Source organism: Isoptericola sp. F-RaC21 (genome assembly GCF_038593535.1).
Classification (GTDB): domain Bacteria; phylum Actinomycetota; class Actinomycetes; order Actinomycetales; family Cellulomonadaceae; genus Isoptericola.
Map to the genome: position 1 here is coordinate 95,214 of NZ_JBCFYX010000003.1, position 16,162 is coordinate 111,375.

At 74.8% G+C, this 16,162-nt stretch carries 23 protein-coding genes and 1 tRNA gene; 14 read left to right on the forward strand and 10 right to left on the reverse strand.

The window, feature by feature from the left end; genetic code table 11:
• Positions 1-27 precede the first annotated feature (27 nt).
• Positions 28-399 carry a hypothetical protein gene (locus tag AAG589_RS10935; protein WP_430567290.1) on the forward strand — a complete coding sequence of 124 codons (372 nt, stop codon included), beginning with the start codon at positions 28-30 and terminating at the stop codon, positions 397-399.
• Positions 400-414: 15 nt separating this feature from the next.
• Here the strand turns inward: AAG589_RS10935 and AAG589_RS10940 are convergent, their stop codons facing one another.
• From AAG589_RS10940 to AAG589_RS10955, 4 genes are all read right to left on the reverse strand, one after another.
• Positions 415-1,323, reverse strand: a complete 909-nt coding sequence (locus AAG589_RS10940) for an NAD-dependent protein deacetylase (RefSeq protein ID WP_430567291.1) — start codon at positions 1,321-1,323, stop codon at positions 415-417.
• Between the two features lie 133 nt (positions 1,324-1,456).
• Positions 1,457-3,112, reverse strand: coding sequence for a carbohydrate-binding domain-containing protein (locus AAG589_RS10945; protein WP_430567292.1), 1,656 nt, complete (start codon positions 3,110-3,112; stop codon positions 1,457-1,459).
• A gap of 44 nt (positions 3,113-3,156) precedes the next feature.
• Positions 3,157-3,948, reverse strand: a complete 792-nt coding sequence (locus AAG589_RS10950; RefSeq protein WP_430567293.1) for a polyphosphate polymerase domain-containing protein — start codon at positions 3,946-3,948, stop codon at positions 3,157-3,159.
• Positions 3,945-4,550 (reverse strand): DUF4956 domain-containing protein, encoded by a 606-nt coding sequence (locus AAG589_RS10955; protein WP_430567294.1) that lies wholly within the window; start codon positions 4,548-4,550, stop codon positions 3,945-3,947. The genes AAG589_RS10950 and AAG589_RS10955 overlap by 4 nt, the downstream gene beginning before the upstream one ends.
• 186 nt (positions 4,551-4,736) lie before the next feature.
• Between AAG589_RS10955 and AAG589_RS10960 the strand changes: the two genes are divergently transcribed.
• The 6 genes from AAG589_RS10960 (at position 4,737) to AAG589_RS10985 (ending at position 9,136) form a co-directional block, all read left to right on the forward strand.
• Entirely contained in the window at positions 4,737-5,249 is a 513-nt protein-coding gene (locus AAG589_RS10960) for a hypothetical protein (protein WP_430567295.1), read from the forward strand.
• Positions 5,246-6,475, forward strand: coding sequence for an NRAMP family divalent metal transporter (locus AAG589_RS10965; RefSeq protein ID WP_430567296.1), 1,230 nt, complete (start codon positions 5,246-5,248; stop codon positions 6,473-6,475). Before AAG589_RS10960 ends, AAG589_RS10965 begins: the two co-directional genes overlap by 4 nt.
• On the forward strand, positions 6,472-6,861 hold the full coding sequence (locus tag AAG589_RS10970) for a hypothetical protein (protein ID WP_430567297.1): 390 nt from the start codon (positions 6,472-6,474) through the stop codon (positions 6,859-6,861). The genes AAG589_RS10965 and AAG589_RS10970 overlap by 4 nt, the downstream gene beginning before the upstream one ends.
• Positions 6,858-7,289: a hypothetical protein gene (locus AAG589_RS10975; protein ID WP_430567298.1), complete on the forward strand. Its 432-nt coding sequence runs from the start codon at positions 6,858-6,860 to the stop codon at positions 7,287-7,289. Before AAG589_RS10970 ends, AAG589_RS10975 begins: the two co-directional genes overlap by 4 nt.
• The gene (locus tag AAG589_RS10980; protein WP_430567299.1) at positions 7,286-8,350 is read left to right on the forward strand and encodes an FUSC family protein; all 1,065 of its coding nucleotides are present in this window, start codon (positions 7,286-7,288) and stop codon (positions 8,348-8,350) included. The genes AAG589_RS10975 and AAG589_RS10980 overlap by 4 nt, the downstream gene beginning before the upstream one ends.
• Positions 8,351-8,452: 102 nt before the next feature.
• Positions 8,453-9,136, forward strand: a complete 684-nt coding sequence (locus tag AAG589_RS10985) for a PAS and ANTAR domain-containing protein (protein ID WP_430567300.1) — start codon at positions 8,453-8,455, stop codon at positions 9,134-9,136.
• Between the two features lie 4 nt (positions 9,137-9,140).
• Here AAG589_RS10985 and AAG589_RS10990 read toward each other — a convergent pair whose 3' ends face one another.
• Entirely contained in the window at positions 9,141-9,710 is a 570-nt protein-coding gene (locus tag AAG589_RS10990) for a DUF2231 domain-containing protein (RefSeq protein ID WP_430567301.1), read from the reverse strand.
• 145 nt (positions 9,711-9,855) lie between these two features.
• Here AAG589_RS10990 and AAG589_RS10995 point away from each other — a divergent pair, with 145 nt between their 5' ends.
• The 5 genes from AAG589_RS10995 to AAG589_RS11015 all read left to right on the forward strand — a co-directional run bounded on the left by AAG589_RS10995 (position 9,856) and on the right by AAG589_RS11015 (position 12,399).
• On the forward strand, positions 9,856-10,029 hold the full coding sequence (locus AAG589_RS10995) for a hypothetical protein (RefSeq protein ID WP_430567302.1): 174 nt from the start codon (positions 9,856-9,858) through the stop codon (positions 10,027-10,029).
• A gap of 90 nt (positions 10,030-10,119) precedes the next feature.
• Complete coding sequence (locus AAG589_RS11000; protein WP_430567303.1) at positions 10,120-10,830, forward strand: PAS and ANTAR domain-containing protein; 711 nt, start codon at positions 10,120-10,122, stop codon at positions 10,828-10,830.
• Between the two features lie 75 nt (positions 10,831-10,905).
• Complete coding sequence (locus AAG589_RS11005; RefSeq protein ID WP_430567304.1) at positions 10,906-11,769, forward strand: SDR family oxidoreductase; 864 nt, start codon at positions 10,906-10,908, stop codon at positions 11,767-11,769.
• Positions 11,770-11,779: 10 nt separating this feature from the next.
• On the forward strand, positions 11,780-12,226 hold the full coding sequence (locus AAG589_RS11010; protein ID WP_430567305.1) for a DUF6098 family protein: 447 nt from the start codon (positions 11,780-11,782) through the stop codon (positions 12,224-12,226).
• Positions 12,227-12,309: 83 nt separating this feature from the next.
• Positions 12,310-12,399 (forward strand) — tRNA-Ser (locus AAG589_RS11015).
• Positions 12,400-12,480: 81 nt separating this feature from the next.
• Here AAG589_RS11015 and AAG589_RS11020 read toward each other — a convergent pair.
• The 4 genes from AAG589_RS11020 to AAG589_RS11035 form a co-directional block, all read right to left on the reverse strand.
• On the reverse strand, positions 12,481-13,002 hold the full coding sequence (locus AAG589_RS11020; protein ID WP_430567306.1) for a GNAT family N-acetyltransferase: 522 nt from the start codon (positions 13,000-13,002) through the stop codon (positions 12,481-12,483).
• A gap of 86 nt (positions 13,003-13,088) precedes the next feature.
• On the reverse strand, positions 13,089-13,331 hold the full coding sequence (locus AAG589_RS11025) for a hypothetical protein (protein ID WP_430567307.1): 243 nt from the start codon (positions 13,329-13,331) through the stop codon (positions 13,089-13,091).
• Between the two features lie 60 nt (positions 13,332-13,391).
• Complete coding sequence (locus AAG589_RS11030) at positions 13,392-13,952, reverse strand: GNAT family N-acetyltransferase (RefSeq protein ID WP_430567308.1); 561 nt, start codon at positions 13,950-13,952, stop codon at positions 13,392-13,394.
• 76 nt (positions 13,953-14,028) lie between these two features.
• On the reverse strand, positions 14,029-14,436 hold the full coding sequence (locus AAG589_RS11035; RefSeq protein ID WP_430567309.1) for an NUDIX domain-containing protein: 408 nt from the start codon (positions 14,434-14,436) through the stop codon (positions 14,029-14,031).
• A gap of 96 nt (positions 14,437-14,532) precedes the next feature.
• On the opposite strand from AAG589_RS11035, the gene AAG589_RS11040 reads away from it, so the two are divergent.
• Both AAG589_RS11040 and AAG589_RS11045 read left to right on the forward strand, forming a co-directional pair.
• Complete coding sequence (locus AAG589_RS11040; protein ID WP_430567310.1) at positions 14,533-15,201, forward strand: Type 1 glutamine amidotransferase-like domain-containing protein; 669 nt, start codon at positions 14,533-14,535, stop codon at positions 15,199-15,201.
• An 85-nt stretch (positions 15,202-15,286) separates the two neighbouring features.
• Positions 15,287-15,610 carry a hypothetical protein gene (locus AAG589_RS11045; RefSeq protein ID WP_430567311.1) on the forward strand — a complete coding sequence of 108 codons (324 nt, stop codon included), beginning with the start codon at positions 15,287-15,289 and terminating at the stop codon, positions 15,608-15,610.
• 10 nt (positions 15,611-15,620) lie between these two features.
• On the opposite strand, the gene AAG589_RS11050 is transcribed toward AAG589_RS11045, so the two are convergent.
• Positions 15,621-16,106 carry a hypothetical protein gene (locus tag AAG589_RS11050; RefSeq protein ID WP_430567312.1) on the reverse strand — a complete coding sequence of 162 codons (486 nt, stop codon included), beginning with the start codon at positions 16,104-16,106 and terminating at the stop codon, positions 15,621-15,623.
• Positions 16,107-16,162: the final 56 nt, after the last annotated feature.

Consider the following 16,162-nt stretch of genomic DNA (forward strand, 5'->3'; position numbering starts at 1 on the left):
GCACGGCGGCGGATATCGTCGTCGGTCATGGGGATCTTCTCGCGACGGACGCCTGCCGCCGTCCCGGCGGGGTCGGACGTGCCCGTGCCGTTCGAGCTCGTCGTGGACACCGTGTTCGCCGTGCCGACGCGCGGCCACGCGTTCACCGGCACCGTGACGTCCGGGTGGGTGCGCACCGGCCAGTCGGCCGTGCTGCACCTGCCGACGGGTGAGCACGCCGTGACCGTCACGCGGATCGACGTGCGGCGCCGCAAGGCCGAGGTCGCGGAGGCCGGCACCGAGGCGGCGGTCTACCTCGACGGGCTGACGCGCGGGGCGCTGCCCGTGGTCCCCGGCGGCGACGGCGGCCTGCTCGACGCCGAGAGCGTCCGGGGCTGCCGCCTCGTCTCGGCGTCCTAGCGGCGCCCCGCGCCGTCAGAGCCGGTCGGCGAGCGTGACGAGCGTCTCGGTGACGCCGTCGTCCACCTTGAGCGTGGCGAGCGGGTCGCCGCGCGTCTCGCCGCGGTTGACGATGACGACCGGCTTGTCGGCCTTGGCCGCGTGCCGCACGAACCGGAGGCCGCTCATCACGGTGAGCGACGTGCCGGCCACGAGCAGCGCGTCGGCGTCGTCCACCAGCGCGTACGCGCGCTGCACCCGCTCGCGCGGCACGTTCTCGCCGAAGTACACGATTTCCGGCTTGAGCACCCCGCCGCAGAACTCGCACGCGGCCGGCACGAAGTGGCTGGTCTGCTCGATGACGGCGTCCGCGTCCGGGGCCGTCTCGATGTCCGCGACCGTCGCGCCGTCGTCGAGCAGCGACTCCACGAACCCCGGGTTGAGCGCGTCCAGCCGCTCCGCGAGGTGCGCGCGGCTGATGACGCGCCCGCACTGCAGGCAGATCACGCGGTCGTAGCGGCCGTGCAGGTCGATGACGTGCCGCGAGCCGGCGTCCTCGTGCAGCAGGTCGACGTTCTGGGTGATGACGCCGCGCACCACCCCGCGGTCCTCCAGCCGCGCCAGGGCCCGGTGGCCCGCGTTCGGCTCCGTGCGGCGCACCACCTGCCAGCCCACGTGGTTGCGGGCCCAGTAGTGGCGCCGGAACGCCTCGTCGGCGACGAACTGCTGGTACGTCATCGGCGCGCGCTTCGGCGAGTCCGGGCTGCGGTAGTCCGGGATGCCCGAGTCCGTCGACACGCCCGCGCCCGTCAGCGCGGTGACGGTGCGGCCGCGCAGCAGGCGGACGGCGTCGTCCACCGTGCCGTGGTGCACCACGGCGTCGGGCGGGAGCTCCCACCGCCGGTCCTGGTACGTCGGAGCGAGCGGACGGGGCACAGGTTGCACGCCTTCGAGCGTACGACGGCGCACCCGCCGCCACCCGCCCTGCCGAGGTAGTCCGAACCGTGCCGAGGTAGTCCGCCGTGAACTACCTCGGCCCGGAATGAACTACCTCGGCAGGAGATGAACTACCTCGCGGTCAGCTCGCGGCGTCGGGCCGGCCGCCGCCGCCGGGGCCGCCGCCCATGCCGCCGGCCGGGGCCTCGCCCGCGGTGGCGGTGCCGACCTTCTCGCCGTCCGCGGTGAGCGTGGAGGTGGCGCCGTCGGTGATCTCCGGGCCGGAGTAGACGACGGACTGGGCCGTCTTGGACAGCGTGATCGTGGCGACCTGCGCGCCGTCGGCGTCCACGACCGCCACCTCGGTGCCGGCCTGGAGCGCCGCGTCGGCGGTGAGCGCCACCCAGCCCTGCGTCGAGTCCTCGTCGAACGCCTCCGCCATGCCCGACGAGCCCACCGCGAGCACCGTGCCGCCGGAGATCGTGCTGCCGCCGGCGGAGTCGAGCGCCCCGTTGCCGCCGTTGGTCGGGCCCTCGACGACGACGTCGCCGCCGCTGATCACGGTGACGCCGTTGGAGTCCAGGCCGTCGCCCTCGGCGTCCACGTGCAGCGTGCCGTCGGTGATCGTGATCGACGCGCCGTCCTCGACCTGGTCCATCGGGCCGCCGGCACCGCCCTGCGGCATCTCGCCGTCCGCGGGCGGCTGGGGCATGTCGCTCTGCGGCTGGTCGCCGGTGCCCTGCTGATCGGTGTCGCCCTGGTCGGTGCTCTGGTCGGCGGTCGCGTCGTCGGTGGCGGTGTCGTCCTCCGGCTCGTCGACGGTCGCGTTGAGCCCGTCGTCGCTCGCCGTGACGTCGACGTCGCCGCCGGACTGCGCGATCGTCGCCGCCTCGATGCCTTCGGACGAGTCCGTGACCGTCAGCGTGCCGCCGGTGATCGCGACGTCGCTGAACGCCTTGACCCCCTGGGAGCTCGCGGAGGCGGTCACGTCGCCGCCGGTGATCGCGACGTACCCGGCGCCGTCGTCGGAGTCGTTGTCCGACTTCAGGGCGTCGCCGCTGTCCCCGCCGGCGGTCGCGTCGAGCGTGCCGCCCGAGACGACGAGGTAGTCCTTGCCGCGGACGGCGTCGTCGGCGGCGTCGACGGTGATGTCGCCGTCCGCGATGACGAGGCCGTCCTTCGACGTGATGCCGTCGTTCGAGTTGCCGACGACGTCGAGCGACCCGGTACCCGAGATCGCCAGGTCGGCGGTCGAGTACAGCGCGGCGTTCGCGGCGTCGTCCGACGTCGTGTCCGCGTACGTCGCGGCGTCCTCGAGCGAGTTCTTCGACCCGTCGGCGAGCACCACCGACACCTGGTCCGCGTCCTGCACGTCGATCGCGGCGCCGGTGGAGCTGGTGACGTCCGCGCCGTCGAGCACGAGGCGGACGACGCCGTCGTCGGGCGAGTCGACCACGATCTGGCCGTCGTCGAGCGTGCCGGAGATCCGGTACGTGCCCGGCTCGGTGAGGGTCACGGTGTCGCCGTCGAGCGGGACCGCGGTCTCGTCGGCCGTGTCCCACGTCTGGTCGGCCAGGGCCGCGGTCTCGTCGGACGACAGGTTGTCCGCGAGGACGTCCTGCGCGGACCGGCCGGAGTTGTCCGTCGCGGAGATCTCCGCGGCGGTGGCGGAGCCGTCGGACGACGCAGAGGTGCCGGAGCCCGCGTCGCACGCGGCGAGCGCGCCGACGGTGAGGGTGCCGGCGGCGGCGAGCGCCGCGGCGCGGGTCCAGGGGATGGTCGGGCGGGGGATGCGCATGGTTCGGGGTCCTCTTCGCTGGTGGGGATCGGGTGGGGCGTCGGTCAGGCGGCGCCCAGCCGCTCGCGCCGCAGGCGGCGCCAGGGGTGGTCGGGCAGGTCGGGGCGCAGGGTGGCGAGCCCGGTCGCGTACTTGGAGATGCGGTCGGGGCGGTGGCCGGCGCGCCACAGGGCGCGGTCAGCGGACGACGGCGCGGTGCCCGCCTTGGTCTCGACGACGACGAGATCGCCGACGCCGGCGGTGCCGCTGCCGCGGGCGGCGCCGTCGGGCCCCGCGAGCCGCCAGCGCAGGCCGGTGTCGAGGGTCATGCGGGCGTCCGGCAGCAGCACGGTGGTGCGGCGGTACGCGGAGCGCAGCACGGGGGCGAGCTGCGCGGACGGGGGAGCGTCGAGCCGGGCGGCGGCGAGGCGGTCGTCGACGAAGTCGAGCCCGTCGCCCGCCAGCGGGGCGGCGACGTCCCACGGGCGGCGCTCCTTGACGGTGACGCCGCGGGCGGCGCGCGTCTTGACCTCGAGGAACGTCGTGTTCCCCGTGTCGACGTAGGTGCGGGTGCGCACCTTGAACCGGCGCCGACGACGCCGCGCCGCCAGCCGGAAGGTCAGCAGGTCGGCCGTGTCGTAGTAGGTGGAGGCGTAGGTGAACGCGCGCTCGCCGTCGATCTCCAGCACGCGGGGGCCGAGCGCGGACAGCGTCGCGAGCAGCTCGCGGACCTCGGCGGGGGCGAGCACGTACTTGCGGTCCACGCGGGTCTGCAGCGCGGCGGCGTCGTCGAGCTCGGCGAGGCCGACGGGCGCGGCCCCCTCCAGGCCCCGGGCGACGGCGGCCGCGGCGCTCATCGCGTCACCGCCAGCGCGTCGTCGTGGGCGACGGCGGCAGGGGCCGGGTGGGCGCCCTCGCGCGGCAGCGCGTAGCGGACCTCGACGCGCGTCGTGTCGTCGGCGAGGTCGAGCTCCTGCACGCTGAGGGACGTCACGCGGGCGCCGAGCAGCGCCTCGAGGTGGGCGGTGAGCGCGTCGCGGTCGGCGACCGCGCGGTCGAGGACGATCGTCTGGCTGGCATGGCGGGCCAGCAGGCGCGGGTGGTCGGCCACGGCCATGACGAGCAGGATCAGGGCGGAGCCCGCCAGGCTCATCCATCCGCCCGACGTGCCGAGCCCGCCGAGCAGGCCCAGCGCGAGCGCGGCGAAGTAGTACGCGACCTCGCGCTGCGACAGCTCGTTCGACCGCAGCCGGATGATCGACAGGACGCCGAACAGCCCCAGCCCGAGGCCGGCGGCGATCGAGCTGGACGCCAGCACCGCGGACACGGCCAGCACGCCCACGTTGACCCCGAGGTACGCGACCACGAGGTCGCGGCGCCGGTGCCGGGGGAAGTAGAGGGCGAAGGTCAGGATCGCCACGGCGACGAGGTCGACGGCGTACAGGGCGGCGGGAGGCATGCGGGCTCCGTGTCGTGAGGGACCGTTCACGGTCCGTTGATGGGGACGCCACCCAGTGGACACGGCGTGCTCCGGCGATCCCTGGGCCAGGCCTGGGAAGGCGCTGCGTGCGGTGGGCGGGGGCTGGGAGCGTGACGTCGCAGGTCCGACGTGCGAAGACCGGCGGGTCGTGGTGAACATCAGGGCGTGACGCACGCGACAGGACGACGACGGCTCGCCGCGCGCGCCGTCGCGCTCGCCGTCGTGCTGCCGGCGGTGCTCGCCGGGACGGGGTGCGTCGCGAGCCGGCAGGAGCCCGGCCAGGCGACGGCGGCCGTGGCGGACGCGCTCGCGCAGGCGGGCTCCGCGGGCGAGACGTCCCGCATCACCGTCGGCCTGCTCGACGAGGGCAAGATCACCGGGCCGGTCGCCGACACCGCGCTGCTCGACCAGCTGCGCGTGCTGGACGACGCGGAGTCCGCCCTGACCACGCTGGTGCCGCCCGACGCGGCGTCGGCCACCCGCCGGACCACGGGGCTGGAGGCCGTGGGCGAGGTGTCGGACGCCGTGGTCGCGGCGCGGGCGTGGGCGGCGGCGCGGTCGGGCGGCGACCTCGCCGGCGCCGACGGCGTCCCGGCGACCACCGACGACCTGCTCGCCGACCTCGCGTCCGCCACCGATGCGACGGACGCCGCCCTGGCCGAGGCGGGTGGCCCGTGAAGAAGCTCCTGGGCGTCGCGCTCGGCGTGCTCACCGCCATCGGCGGCTTCGTCGACATCGGTGACCTGGTGACCAACGCGGTCGTCGGGTCCCGGTTCGGCATGTCGCTCGCGTGGGTGGTGGTGCTCGGCGTGGTCGGCATCGTCCTGTTCGCGAGCATGGCGGGCCGCGTCGCGGCCGTCAGCGGTCGCGCCACCTTCGAGATCATCCGGGAGCGGCTCGGGCCGCGGGCCGCGGGCGCGAACCTGCTCGCGTCGTTCGCCATCAACCTGCTCACGCTCACCGCGGAGGTCGGCGGCATCGCGCTCGCGCTGCACCTCGCGAGCAGCGTGGAGCCCCGGCTGTGGATCCCGGTCGCGGCGCTCGCGGTGTGGCTGGTGCTGTGGCGGGTCAAGTTCCAGATCATGGAGAACGTCGCCGGCCTCATGGGGCTGCTGCTCGTGGGGTTCGCGGTGGCGCTGTTCCAGCTCGGCCCGGACTGGGGCGAGCTGCTGCGGCAGGCCGTGCCGCCGTCCCCGCCGGGCACCGAGCACCCGGCGTCGTACTGGTACTACGCGGTCGCGCTGTTCGGCGCGGCGATGACGCCGTACGAGGTGTTCTTCTTCTCCTCCGGTGCCGTCGAGGAGCGCTGGACCCGCAAGGACCTCGGCACCAACCGGCTCAACGTGCTGCTCGGCTTCCCCCTGGGCGGCATGCTGTCGCTCTCCATCGCGGCGTGCGCCGCCGTCGTGCTGCTGCCGGCGGGGGTCGAGGTGTCGTCGCTGTCGCAGATCGTGCTGCCCGTCGCACAGGCCGGCGGGGTGCTGCTGCTCGCCCTCGTCATCCTCGGCATCGTCGCGGCGACGTTCGGCGCCGCCCTGGAGACCGCCCTTTCCAGCGGGTACACGCTGGCCCAGTACCTGGGCTGGTCGTGGGGCAAGTTCCGGCGCCCCGCCCGGGCCGCGCGCTTCCACCTCACGATGATCGTCGCCCTGCTGCTCGCCATCGGCATCCTCATGACCAGCGTGGACCCGGTGGCGGTCACGGAGATGTCGGTGGTGTTCTCCGCCGTCGCGCTGCCGCTGACGTACGTGCCGATCCTCGTGGTCGCCAACGACCCGGAGTACATGGGCGAGCACGTCAACGGGCGGGTGGTCAACGCGCTGGGCACGGTGTACCTGGTGATCGTGGTCGTCGCAGCCGTCGCGGCGATCCCCCTGATGATCGCGACGGGAGCGGGCTCATGACCGGTACCGGGGGAGAGGTGCGCCTCGTCGACGCCCGGCTGCACCTGCTGAGCCGGCAGGTGCTCGACGTCGACGGCGAGCCCGTGCGCACGGTGGACGACCTGGAGCTCGCCGGGCCGGACGGCGGCGAGGTGACGGCCGGCCAGGAAGTGCACGTGTCCGCGATCCTCGTGGGCCCCGTGCTGGCCACCCGCCTCTTCGGCGGGCGGGTGCCCGACGGGCGGCTGCCGCGCATCGCGTGGGACGACGTCGGGCACGTGGGGACGGCGATCGAGCTCACCGTGCCGTCCGACCGGCTCGACGCCGACTGGGTGGAGGGCTGGGTGCGCGACCGGCTGATCGCCCGCGTCCCGGGCGGGCGGCACGACCCGGAGGCCGGGGGATGAACGTCGGCGACCTCCTCGACGCGCGCGTCCTCGGGCCGGACGGCGCCCCGCTCGGCGTGGTCGTCGACGTCCGCCTCGCGCTCGAGGTGGTGGACGAGCCCGAGGGCGGGCCGGGCGGGGGCGAGGACCGGGAGGAGGCGGAGCACGACGCCCCGCTGAGCGCGTGGGCGCGTCGTGACGCGGTGGGCGGCGCGCGGCTGGTGGGGCTGCTGGTGGGCCCGCGCGGCGCAGGGTCGTTCCACGGGTACGAGCGCACCGGCGTCCGGTCGCCGTGGCCGATCCCGCAGCTCGTGCGGCGCCGGCATCGCGGCACGTTCCTCGTGCGGTGGGAGGACGTCGCGTCGCTGGAGCCGTCCACGGGCGGCGGGGTCGCCGGGCGCGTCCGGCTCGCGCCCGGGTACGCGGAGCTGCCCGCGGAGCTGGGATGACCGGACGGTGGCGCCGCGTCCCTGCCGCCGTCCACCACGCCTGGGTGCGGCACCCGCGCTGGTCGCTCGCGGTCCGTGGCGCCCTCGCCGCGGCGCTCGCCTGGATGGTCGGCGTGGTCGCGCCCGCGCCCTTCTCCGACTACCCCTACTACGCGCCGCTGGGGGCGGTGATCGCCACCACCGGCACCCTGGCCCGGTCGGTGCGCGAGTCGTTGCAGACGGTGGCGGCGCTGCTGCTCGGGGCCGGCATCGCGCTCGCGGCCGACAGCGTGCTCGTCCCCGGTGCGCTGTCGCTCGCCCTGGTGGTCGGGGTGGCGCTGCTGTGCGCGGGCTGGCGGGTGTTCGGGGGCATGGGGGCGTGGGTCGCGAACGCGGCCATCTTCGTGCTCGTGCTCGGCCAGGGGGAGAGCGCCGACTACGTGGGCGCGTTCGCGGGACTGGTCGTGGTGGGGGCCGCCATCGGGACGGGGGTCAACCTCCTGCTTCCCCCGCTGCTCCTCACGCCGTCGGCGCTGGCGCTCGGCGCCCTGCGCGACGCCCTCGTGGAGCAGCTCGACGACCTCGCCGGCTGGCTCGATGACGAGGGGCCGCTCGACGCCGCCGAGTGGGAGCGCCGTCGGCGCGCGCTCTACCCGACGATCGAGGGAGCCCGGGCGGCCGTCGCACGGTCCGGGGAGGCCTCCCGCGGCAACCCGCGAGCCCGGCGGCACGGCGAGCGCGCCCGGTCGCAGGCCCGGCAGGCCGAGGTGCTCGGGACGTCGGCGGAGGTGGTCGACGAGGTGGTGCGGCTCCTGGTCGGCTGGGAGCGGTCGGGGCGCGCCGAGGTCGCGCTGGGGCCGCGGCTGCGGCCGGAGCTCGCGTCGGCCCTGCGGTCGTTCGCCCGCACGCTGCAGGACGCCGGGTCGGATGCCGGCCCCGATGCCGGTGCGGCGTTCGCCCGGTCGCTCGACGGGCTGCAGGACGTGGTGCACGACGCGCGGGAGGACACCGGCGACGACCATCTCGTGGCCGGGGCGCTCGTCGTCGTGCTGCGCCGCGGCGCCGACGTGCTGTCCGGGTGAGCCCGATTCCTGCACGGCACGACGTGAGACGCGCTACGGTCGGGGGTGAGTCATGACGCGGCTCATCTCTTGCGGCGCGAGCCACGACAGGAGGTCCCACGCATGACCGAGACCACGTCCTGGGACGTCGAGGGCACGCTCGCCCTCGGTGCCAACCACCCGGTCGGGCGCTACCGGTACGACCTGGGCACGGGCCGGTGGTGGTGGTCGGACGAGACGTACCGCATCCACGGCTTCGAGCCGGGCGACGTCGTGCCGACCACCGAGCTGATCCTGGCGCACAAGCACCCCGACGACCGGGACCACGTGAGCCAGGTGCTGCGGCGCGCGAGCGCGACCGGTGAGCCGTTCAGCAGCGTGCACCGCATCATGGACGCGCACGGCGACGAGCGGACCCTGGCGGTCGTCGGGGAGGGCCGCACCGACGCCGCGGGCAGGGTGCGCGAGCTCGTCGGCTGCTTCACCGACGTCACCGTCGCGGTCGCGCGGATCGTGGACGCGGGCGTGACGGCGAACTTTCGGGCCTCGGCCGCCCAGCGCGCCACGATCGAGCAGGCGAAGGGGATCGTCATGTGCGCGATCCGTACCGACGTCGACGGTGCCGTCGAGTGGCTGACGGCGGCCTCGGCCCGCTCCGACGTGCCGCTGCGGGAGCTCGCCGCGCTGATCGTGGAGCGCACGGCCCGCAGCAACGGGGACATGCGTCACGTCGCCGAGGTGCTGGTGGACCTGCTCGTGCCACGGCCCGGTGCGCCCCGGCCGGAGGCGCCGCCCGGCCCGCGCTAGTCCCTCACCCCGCGCCCGGGACGTGCCGGGGCTCGCGCATCGCGTGCGCGACGTGCCCGCCCAGGTAGCCGCCGGCCCCGACCGCACCCAGGCCCGCCAGGGTCAGCAGCGTCCCGAGGCCGTCGCGCCCGCGGCGGCGCGCGCGCCACGAGGCGAGGGCCAGGAGGGTGCCGACCCCGTTGCACGTCGCGTGCAGCGCGGCGACCCGGCGGGCGGGTGCGCTCAGCGCCCGGTAGTCCGCGAGCCCGGTCAGCGCTGTCGGCGGGGCGGCCAGGAGCCCCAGGGCGACCAGCCGGCGCGCGGCCGCGGCGTGCCCCTGCGGCCGGGTGAGGTCCAGCGTCGCCGCCCCCGTCCACAGTCCGATCGGCAGGTCGGTGAGCACGGAGTGCACGGGATGGCCGACGGAGCGCCCGCGGAGCTCGTCGCGCACCCCGCCCGGCGAGGGCACCACGGCGCTGGAGATGCGGTCGTACAGGCCGGCGAGCGGGTCGAGCCGCGGCTCGCGCTCGAGGCCGGCGGCGAGGCGCGGCAGCGGTCGGTCGGTGGACGGTCGTGCGGGCTCGTGCGCGGGCATCGTGCCTCCTCGGGGCTGTGTCGGTCGGGTCGCGACCTCTCGACCGTAGGACGGGTGCCGGGCGCTCGCCGGGGCGGGCACGGGGTGCGGGCAGCCGAGTCCCGGACCAGGCTGGGACGACCCGTCGAGACCGAGGAGGACCGGCATGAGCGACCACCCCGCCGACCGGAAGCGTCCGGACGAGGACGACCCGCGGCGCCAGGCCGACCGGGAGCGAGCCGTGCACGACGGCCGCCCCGCCGACGTCGAGGCCGTGCCGGGCGAGAAGCCGAAGGACGACCCCGACGAGGAGGGTGAGGACCGCTTCGACGCCGGGTGAGGCCCGAACGGTGGCCGTCGTCGTGCGGTGGCGTTAGCGTGGGAGCCCGGCGTCAGGAAGCGGCACCGACCTTCCCGTCCGGAGGTCTCGATGACGACAACAACTCCCGCCGACACCGACCGAGTCACCGCGGCGCTCGCGGTCGGCACCCACCTGCTCACCGGCACCTACCGTGCCGACGCGGCCACGGGCCGCTGGTGGTGGTCCGACGAGGTCGACGCGATGCTCGGCCAGCAGCCCGGCGCGATCGAACCCGGACCGGAGGCCCTCGAGGCCCGGCTGCACCCCGACGAGCGCGACCGCATCGTGCACGACGCGCCACGCGCCCTGGCCTCGGGCGCTCCCGTGGTGACCGCACGCCGGGTGGTGGACTCCCACGGCCGCACGCGGACCCTGCTGCTCACCGCTCAGGCGCGCCGGTCCCGCGGCGACGGCGCGCCGGAGGTCGCGGGCTACGTCGTGGACGTGACGCCGGTGCAGCGTGAGGCGGTGCAGCGCGACGTGCGTCGCGCCCTCGACAGCGCGTTCGTCTCCGCGGCCGCCATCGAGCGGGCCAAGGGCGTGCTCATGGCCGTGCACGGCGTGGACGAGGACGGGGCCGAGGCGATGCTCACGGAGGCGGCCGGCGCCGCCGGCGCGACCCTGCGCGAGGCGGCCGCGCAGACGATGACGGCCCTGTCCCGCGGCGACGGCTTCGGCCGCCGCGCCAAGGAGTCGGTGCGCGACGCGTTCGCCGCCGTCCAGCCCGCCAAGCGGCCCCACGTGCACGAGGCGCAGCTCGCGCGCCGTCGTGCCGCCTGACGCCACCCGGCGTCGAGATTGTCGAACCCCCGCCCTCGAGGCCTCGCACCCCACATCGCACAGCAGGAGGACAGCATGGCCGACGACCAGCAGTCGTTCCCCGCCCAGCAGCAGGACCCGCCCGGGCTGACCGGCGCGATGACCCCCGTCCCCGACCACGGCGAGGAGAGCTATCGCGGCTCCGGCCGGCTCGACGGGCTGCGTGCGCTCGTCACCGGCGGCGACTCCGGCATCGGGCGGGCCGTCGCGATCGCGTTCGCGCGCGAGGGCGCCGACGTCGCGATCGGGTACCTGGCCGCCGAGGAGGAGGACGCGCAGGAGACCGCCCGGTGGGTGCGCGAGGCCGGCAGGACGGCGGTGCTGCTGCCGGGCGACATCACCGACGAGGCCACCGCGCGCGGGCTGCCCGACCAGGCCGCGAAGCAGCTCGGCGGGCTCGACGTCCTGGTGAACAACGCCGGGTTTCAGATGGCGCGGCGCGAGTCGGTCGAGGACATCACGACCGACGAGATCGACCGCGTGCTGAAGACGAACCTGTACGCGCTCCTGTGGATCACCCAGGCGGCGCTGAAGCACCTGGGGGAGGGGGCGAGCATCATCAACAACTCCTCCATCCAGGCGTACGAGCCGTCGACGTCGTTGCTCGACTACGCGTCGACGAAGGCGGCGATCAACAACCTGACCGTGAACCTCGCGGCCGAGCTCGGGCCGCGCGGCATCCGCGTCAACGCCGTCGCGCCCGGCCCGATCTGGACACCCCTGCAGCCGGCCACGCAGCCGGAGGCGAAGGTGCAGAAGTTCGGGCAGGACACCCCGCTGGGCCGGGCCGGGCAGCCCGCCGAGCTGGCGCCGGCGTTCGTCTTCCTGGCGTCGCCGCGCGACGCGAGCTACGTCTCGGGCACCGTGCTCGGGGTGACCGGCGGCAAGCCGGTGTTCTGAGCGCTGCCCCATGGGACTGCACCTGCCGTCCGGCCCGGTCACGCTCGACGACGTCCCCCGCGCCCGCGCGCTGGGGGACGTCGTCGAGCTGCTCGCCGTCGGGACGCCGCTGTACGTGCGGTTCAGCGCCGGCCCCGTGGCGGACGCCGGCACGGAGAGCCGGGACCACGAGAGCGGGTGCCTGCTCCCGGGCCTCAGCGTGAACCCGCTGGACCCCGAGCCCTGGTGGGACCGGCCCGTGGAGCACTGGGTGGCGCGGCAGCTGTGCCAGTACGCGCACCTCATGACGCCCGAGCGCTTCCCGTGGGTGCTCACCGGCGAGATCGTCGGCCGCGGGCCGGACTCCGAGCCGCTGCTCGACACGACCGTGCCCGTGGCGTCCATCGACCGCGCCGTCGTGGACGAGGCGGCCGCGCTGTACGAGCGTGTCTTCGACCCGGGGAACGACGGCACCTGACGCCCCGGGCCGACAGGCACCGACCCGCGATTTCGAGTCTGCCGGTTCGTTGGGTATCCTCGGTGGGCCGGTTCGTCCGGCGAGGTAGCGTGTCCGAGCGGCCTAAGGAGCACGCCTCGAAAGCGTGTGTGGGTGAAAGTCCACCGTGGGTTCAAATCCCACCGCTACCGCCACCCGAAGGGCCCCACCCGCAGCATCATGTGGACGTGGGGCCCTTCGTCGTTTCCGGGCGCCGCGGGACCGCGGCGACTCGCTCACCATGCTGCTCGCATGAGCAGGCCGACTCCGCCGTCGAACGACGTGCCTGCGAGACGCGCCGCACGGGCGACCTCGACGAACTCCCACCGTCTGTGCAGCTCGATCGACGCGCGGTTCCGGGCGTTGACGACGTAGTAGGCCTCGGGCGCCCGCTCGGCGATCCACTCGATGCGCGCTTGGGTGAGCGTCGCGGCGACGCCCCTGCGCCGCCAGGAAGGATCGACGGTGACGCCGCCCAGGTAGTGGCCGACGGGGGCGGGGTCGGTCGCGACCGTGCGGTGGTGGGTCTGTCCCCACCCGACGACGACCGAGGTGCCGTCGGGCGCCGTCGCCATGGCGGTGAGCACGCACCGGTCCGGGTCGGCGATCGCTCGCCGGTAGCCGTCGGGACGCACCGACCGACCCGCGCGCTGCTGGATCCGCACGATGTCGTCGATGTCAGCGTCTGCCGCAGCGCGGACAAGCACCGGTACCCGCGCGCTCTGCACCCGGGGTTCGAACTCGGCAAAGCCCGACATGGTCCTCAACGTAGCCGCAGCGCGATGCAGCGGGCCGATCCGGCATCGTCGCGACGGTGAACCGGCCGACGCCGATCGGTCCGTGCTCAGTACGGGGTGCGCTTCCTGCCCGCAGCACCGGCGACGGCGACCGCCGTCGCGAACAAGGTCACGACCATCGCCGCCGTCATGATCGACGCATCGAGGGGAAGCATCGGGCAAGCGGCAGGCACGTCGTCGTCCGGGCAGGTGCGCCACGGCTGCATGAAGAAGACGACGGACACGACGGCCCCCAGTAGGGCCAGCGACGTGCCGCCGACGAGCATGACGGTCGACGCACGAGTCCTCATCCGGCGACAGTAGGGGACGTCGGACCTCGGACCGGGCGCCGGACAAGACTTCACCCGGGACTACGCCTGGTCGAGCGCGTCCCAGTCCCGCCGGAGCAGCCCGAACACCCACGAGTCGGAGACGTCGCCGTTGACGACGCAGTCCTCGCGCAGCGTCCCCTCGTGCACGAACCCCAGCTTCTCCAGGACGCGGGCGGACGCCGCGTTGCGGGTGTCGGTCTCGGACTGGACGCGGTTGAGGGGCAGCGTGCCGAAGGCCCACCGCAGCAGCGCGTGCGCCGTCTCCGTCGCGTAACCGTTGCCCCACATCGCCTCGCCGAGGACGTAGCCCAGCGTTGCGCTGCGGAAGTCGGGGTTCCAGTCGAACAGGCCGCACCAGCCCACGAACGCGCCGTCGGACGCGCGCTCGACGGCCACCCGGGCACCGGTCCCGTCCTCCTCGATCGTCCGGCACATCGCGACGAAGCGGTCGGCACGGCTCCGGTCGGTCCAGGGCGGGGAGTCCCAGTACCGCAGCACGCGGGCGTCGCTGTGCAGGGCGAACAGGTCGTCGCCGTCGGCGTCGGTGACGGGGCGCAGACGTAGGCGAGCGGTGGACAGCGTGGGGGTGGCCAACGGCATGCGCCCCATCCTGGGGTCGCGCCGGCAGGCGGGCCACCGAATACCCGTGGCTGCAACCCGCTCGGAGCCGCGCGGCTCAGCGGGCGTCGCGCAGCGCTTCGGCGTCGTCGACCAGGGCCGCCGCGACGGCGCGCCGATAGATGCCGGGTAGCGCGATGGCGTCGAGCTCGCCGAGCGGCGTCCAGCGCAGCGCTTCGTGCTCGGCCGAGGCGCGCACGTCGAGGCTGCCCACGGCGGTGCACTCGTAGGCCACGACGAGGACCGTCCGCCCGGGCACGACGTCGAACGTGTCGGCGAGCAGGATCCGCCCCGCGTCGACCACGAGGGAGGTCTCCTCGGCGAGCTCGCGCACGACGGTCTGCCGAGGTTGCTCGCCCTCCTCGAGCTGGCCGCCGGGCAGCTCCCACTCACCGCGGTCGTTGAGGCCGAGCAGGACGGACCCCTCGACCACCAGCACGCCCTTGACCGAGACCACCCACCGCACCCGGACACCATAGGCACCGCGGACGGCGGGAGGCGGGCGATGATTCTTCGCCGGTGCCGCGGTCTGAGGGGTGTCCGTCGACCGGAGAGGCCTGTCATGAAGCTGCTGCTCACGTCTGCAGGCGTCAGAAACGCGACCATCCGCGCGGCCCTGGACGCCCTGCTCCCCAGACCCGTCGCCGAGTGCACGGCGCTCGCCATCCCCACCGCGCTGTACGGGCACCCGTGGGTCGGCCCGGGGCGGAACGCCTGGAACTTCATCGCCGGGACCACGGACCACATGACGGGCCTCGGCTGGAAGTCCGTCGGCGTGCTCGAGCTGACCGCGCTGTCGAGCATCCCCGAGGAGCGCTGGGTGCCGCTGGTCCGGGAGACCGACGTCCTGTTGGCCGCGGGCGGCGACGCCGGATACCTCGCCCACTGGATGCGCTGCTCCGGCCTGGCGAACCTGCTGCCGTCGCTGGACGACACCGTCTGGGTCGGGATGAGCGGCGGCAGCATGGTCATGACGCTCGAGATCGGGGAAGAGTTTGTCGGGTGGACGCCGCCCGACGGCGGAGACGTCGCCATGCTCGGTGTCGTCGACTTCTCGATGTTCCCCCACCTCGGCCACCCCGACCTGCCGGACAACACGGAGGGCGCGGCCGAGCGGTGGGCGGCACGGCTCGGCGGGCCGGCGTACGCGGTGGACGACGAGACGGCCTTCGCCGTGGACGACGGCGTCGTCGAGGTCGTGTCCGAGGGGACGTGGCGGAAGCTGGCCTGAGGGGCGCGGGCTGTACCTTGGCCTGCGGCGGCCGGGCACCGGTCGACCGACCCCGTTGAACCCCTCACCAGGAGACCTCCACCGCATGACGACGCACCACGACGGACACCCGCACGAGCAGGGACCCGACCCGCTGCGCGCGGCCGCGGTCGTCGGCGTCGCGCTCATCCAGGCGGGCCTCGCCGGGCTGTTCGTGACCACGTGGTGGCGGCACGTCCAGACGATCGTCGAGTCGCCGGAGGTCCTGCCCGCGCTGTTCCGGCTGCTGTCGGCGGTGCTGTTCGTGTGGGTCGTCGTCGCGGAGGTGCGCGGGCTGGTGCGGGGGCGCAGGGCGCCGCTGCTGGTGGTCTCGTTCGCGGCGGCCGCCACCGTCGTCGTGCTGCTGCTCGAGGTCCTCGCACCGCGCTGAGCGGCTCGCACTACAGCGTTGCGAAGCAGAGGAACGCGAGCAGAGCCGTGACTGCCGCGACCAGCGACGCGAGGAGGACTCGTGCCCGCAGGCGGCGGGGCGAGCCGAGGACCAGCCCGACGCCGAGGACGCCCGCCGCGATGACGACGCCGTAAGCGACCCCGCCGTTCGCCGGACCGAGGGCCCAGCCCATCCACCCGCCGGTCGCGAGGGCCGCGAAGCCGGCGGTGCTCCACATCGGAAGCTCGACGTCGGAGGCGAGCGTGACGACGAACGTGATCACGAGCGTGACCAGCGCGGGCGGCACCGCCCAGATCAGGAGCGAGTAGCCCAGGAGGACCGGCCAGGTCGGGTCGAGCGCACGCCAGACGGTATCGGCCGTCACGACCGCGGCGACGCCCGCGGACGCCAGGGCCGCTCGCCGCATGCTCCGCAGCGCAGCGTCCTCGGCGCCCCAGAGGTGCGCGGGAGGGCTCGCCGGCGACGGTGCGGACACGTCGACGACGCTACTCCCGCCGCCACGCCCCCGGCGGAAAGAACCTGACGGGGCGG

Excerpts from the sequence above, each read along its gene's own strand:
- AAG589_RS11010 (WP_430567305.1), top strand. The coding sequence starts at position 11,780 with ATGGGACTGCACCTGCCGTCCGGCCCGGTCACGCTCGACGACGTCCCC.
- AAG589_RS11005 (WP_430567304.1), top strand. The coding sequence starts at position 10,906 with ATGGCCGACGACCAGCAGTCGTTCCCCGCCCAGCAGCAGGACCCGCCC.
- AAG589_RS10995 (WP_430567302.1), top strand. The coding sequence starts at position 9,856 with ATGAGCGACCACCCCGCCGACCGGAAGCGTCCGGACGAGGACGACCCG.
- AAG589_RS11025 (WP_430567307.1), bottom strand. The coding sequence starts at position 13,331 with ATGAGGACTCGTGCGTCGACCGTCATGCTCGTCGGCGGCACGTCGCTG.
- AAG589_RS10980 (WP_430567299.1), top strand. The coding sequence starts at position 7,286 with ATGACCGGACGGTGGCGCCGCGTCCCTGCCGCCGTCCACCACGCCTGG.
- AAG589_RS10935 (WP_430567290.1), top strand. The coding sequence starts at position 28 with ATGGGGATCTTCTCGCGACGGACGCCTGCCGCCGTCCCGGCGGGGTCG.
- AAG589_RS10955 (WP_430567294.1), bottom strand. The coding sequence starts at position 4,550 with ATGCCTCCCGCCGCCCTGTACGCCGTCGACCTCGTCGCCGTGGCGATC.
- AAG589_RS10950 (WP_430567293.1), bottom strand. The coding sequence starts at position 3,948 with ATGAGCGCCGCGGCCGCCGTCGCCCGGGGCCTGGAGGGGGCCGCGCCC.
- AAG589_RS11040 (WP_430567310.1), top strand. The coding sequence starts at position 14,533 with ATGAAGCTGCTGCTCACGTCTGCAGGCGTCAGAAACGCGACCATCCGC.
- AAG589_RS10945 (WP_430567292.1), bottom strand. The coding sequence starts at position 3,112 with ATGCGCATCCCCCGCCCGACCATCCCCTGGACCCGCGCCGCGGCGCTC.
- AAG589_RS11000 (WP_430567303.1), top strand. The coding sequence starts at position 10,120 with ATGACGACAACAACTCCCGCCGACACCGACCGAGTCACCGCGGCGCTC.
- AAG589_RS10975 (WP_430567298.1), top strand. The coding sequence starts at position 6,858 with ATGAACGTCGGCGACCTCCTCGACGCGCGCGTCCTCGGGCCGGACGGC.
- AAG589_RS10990 (WP_430567301.1), bottom strand. The coding sequence starts at position 9,710 with ATGCCCGCGCACGAGCCCGCACGACCGTCCACCGACCGACCGCTGCCG.
- AAG589_RS11045 (WP_430567311.1), top strand. The coding sequence starts at position 15,287 with ATGACGACGCACCACGACGGACACCCGCACGAGCAGGGACCCGACCCG.
- AAG589_RS10985 (WP_430567300.1), top strand. The coding sequence starts at position 8,453 with ATGACCGAGACCACGTCCTGGGACGTCGAGGGCACGCTCGCCCTCGGT.
- AAG589_RS11030 (WP_430567308.1), bottom strand. The coding sequence starts at position 13,952 with ATGCCGTTGGCCACCCCCACGCTGTCCACCGCTCGCCTACGTCTGCGC.
- AAG589_RS10970 (WP_430567297.1), top strand. The coding sequence starts at position 6,472 with ATGACCGGTACCGGGGGAGAGGTGCGCCTCGTCGACGCCCGGCTGCAC.
- AAG589_RS11020 (WP_430567306.1), bottom strand. The coding sequence starts at position 13,002 with ATGTCGGGCTTTGCCGAGTTCGAACCCCGGGTGCAGAGCGCGCGGGTA.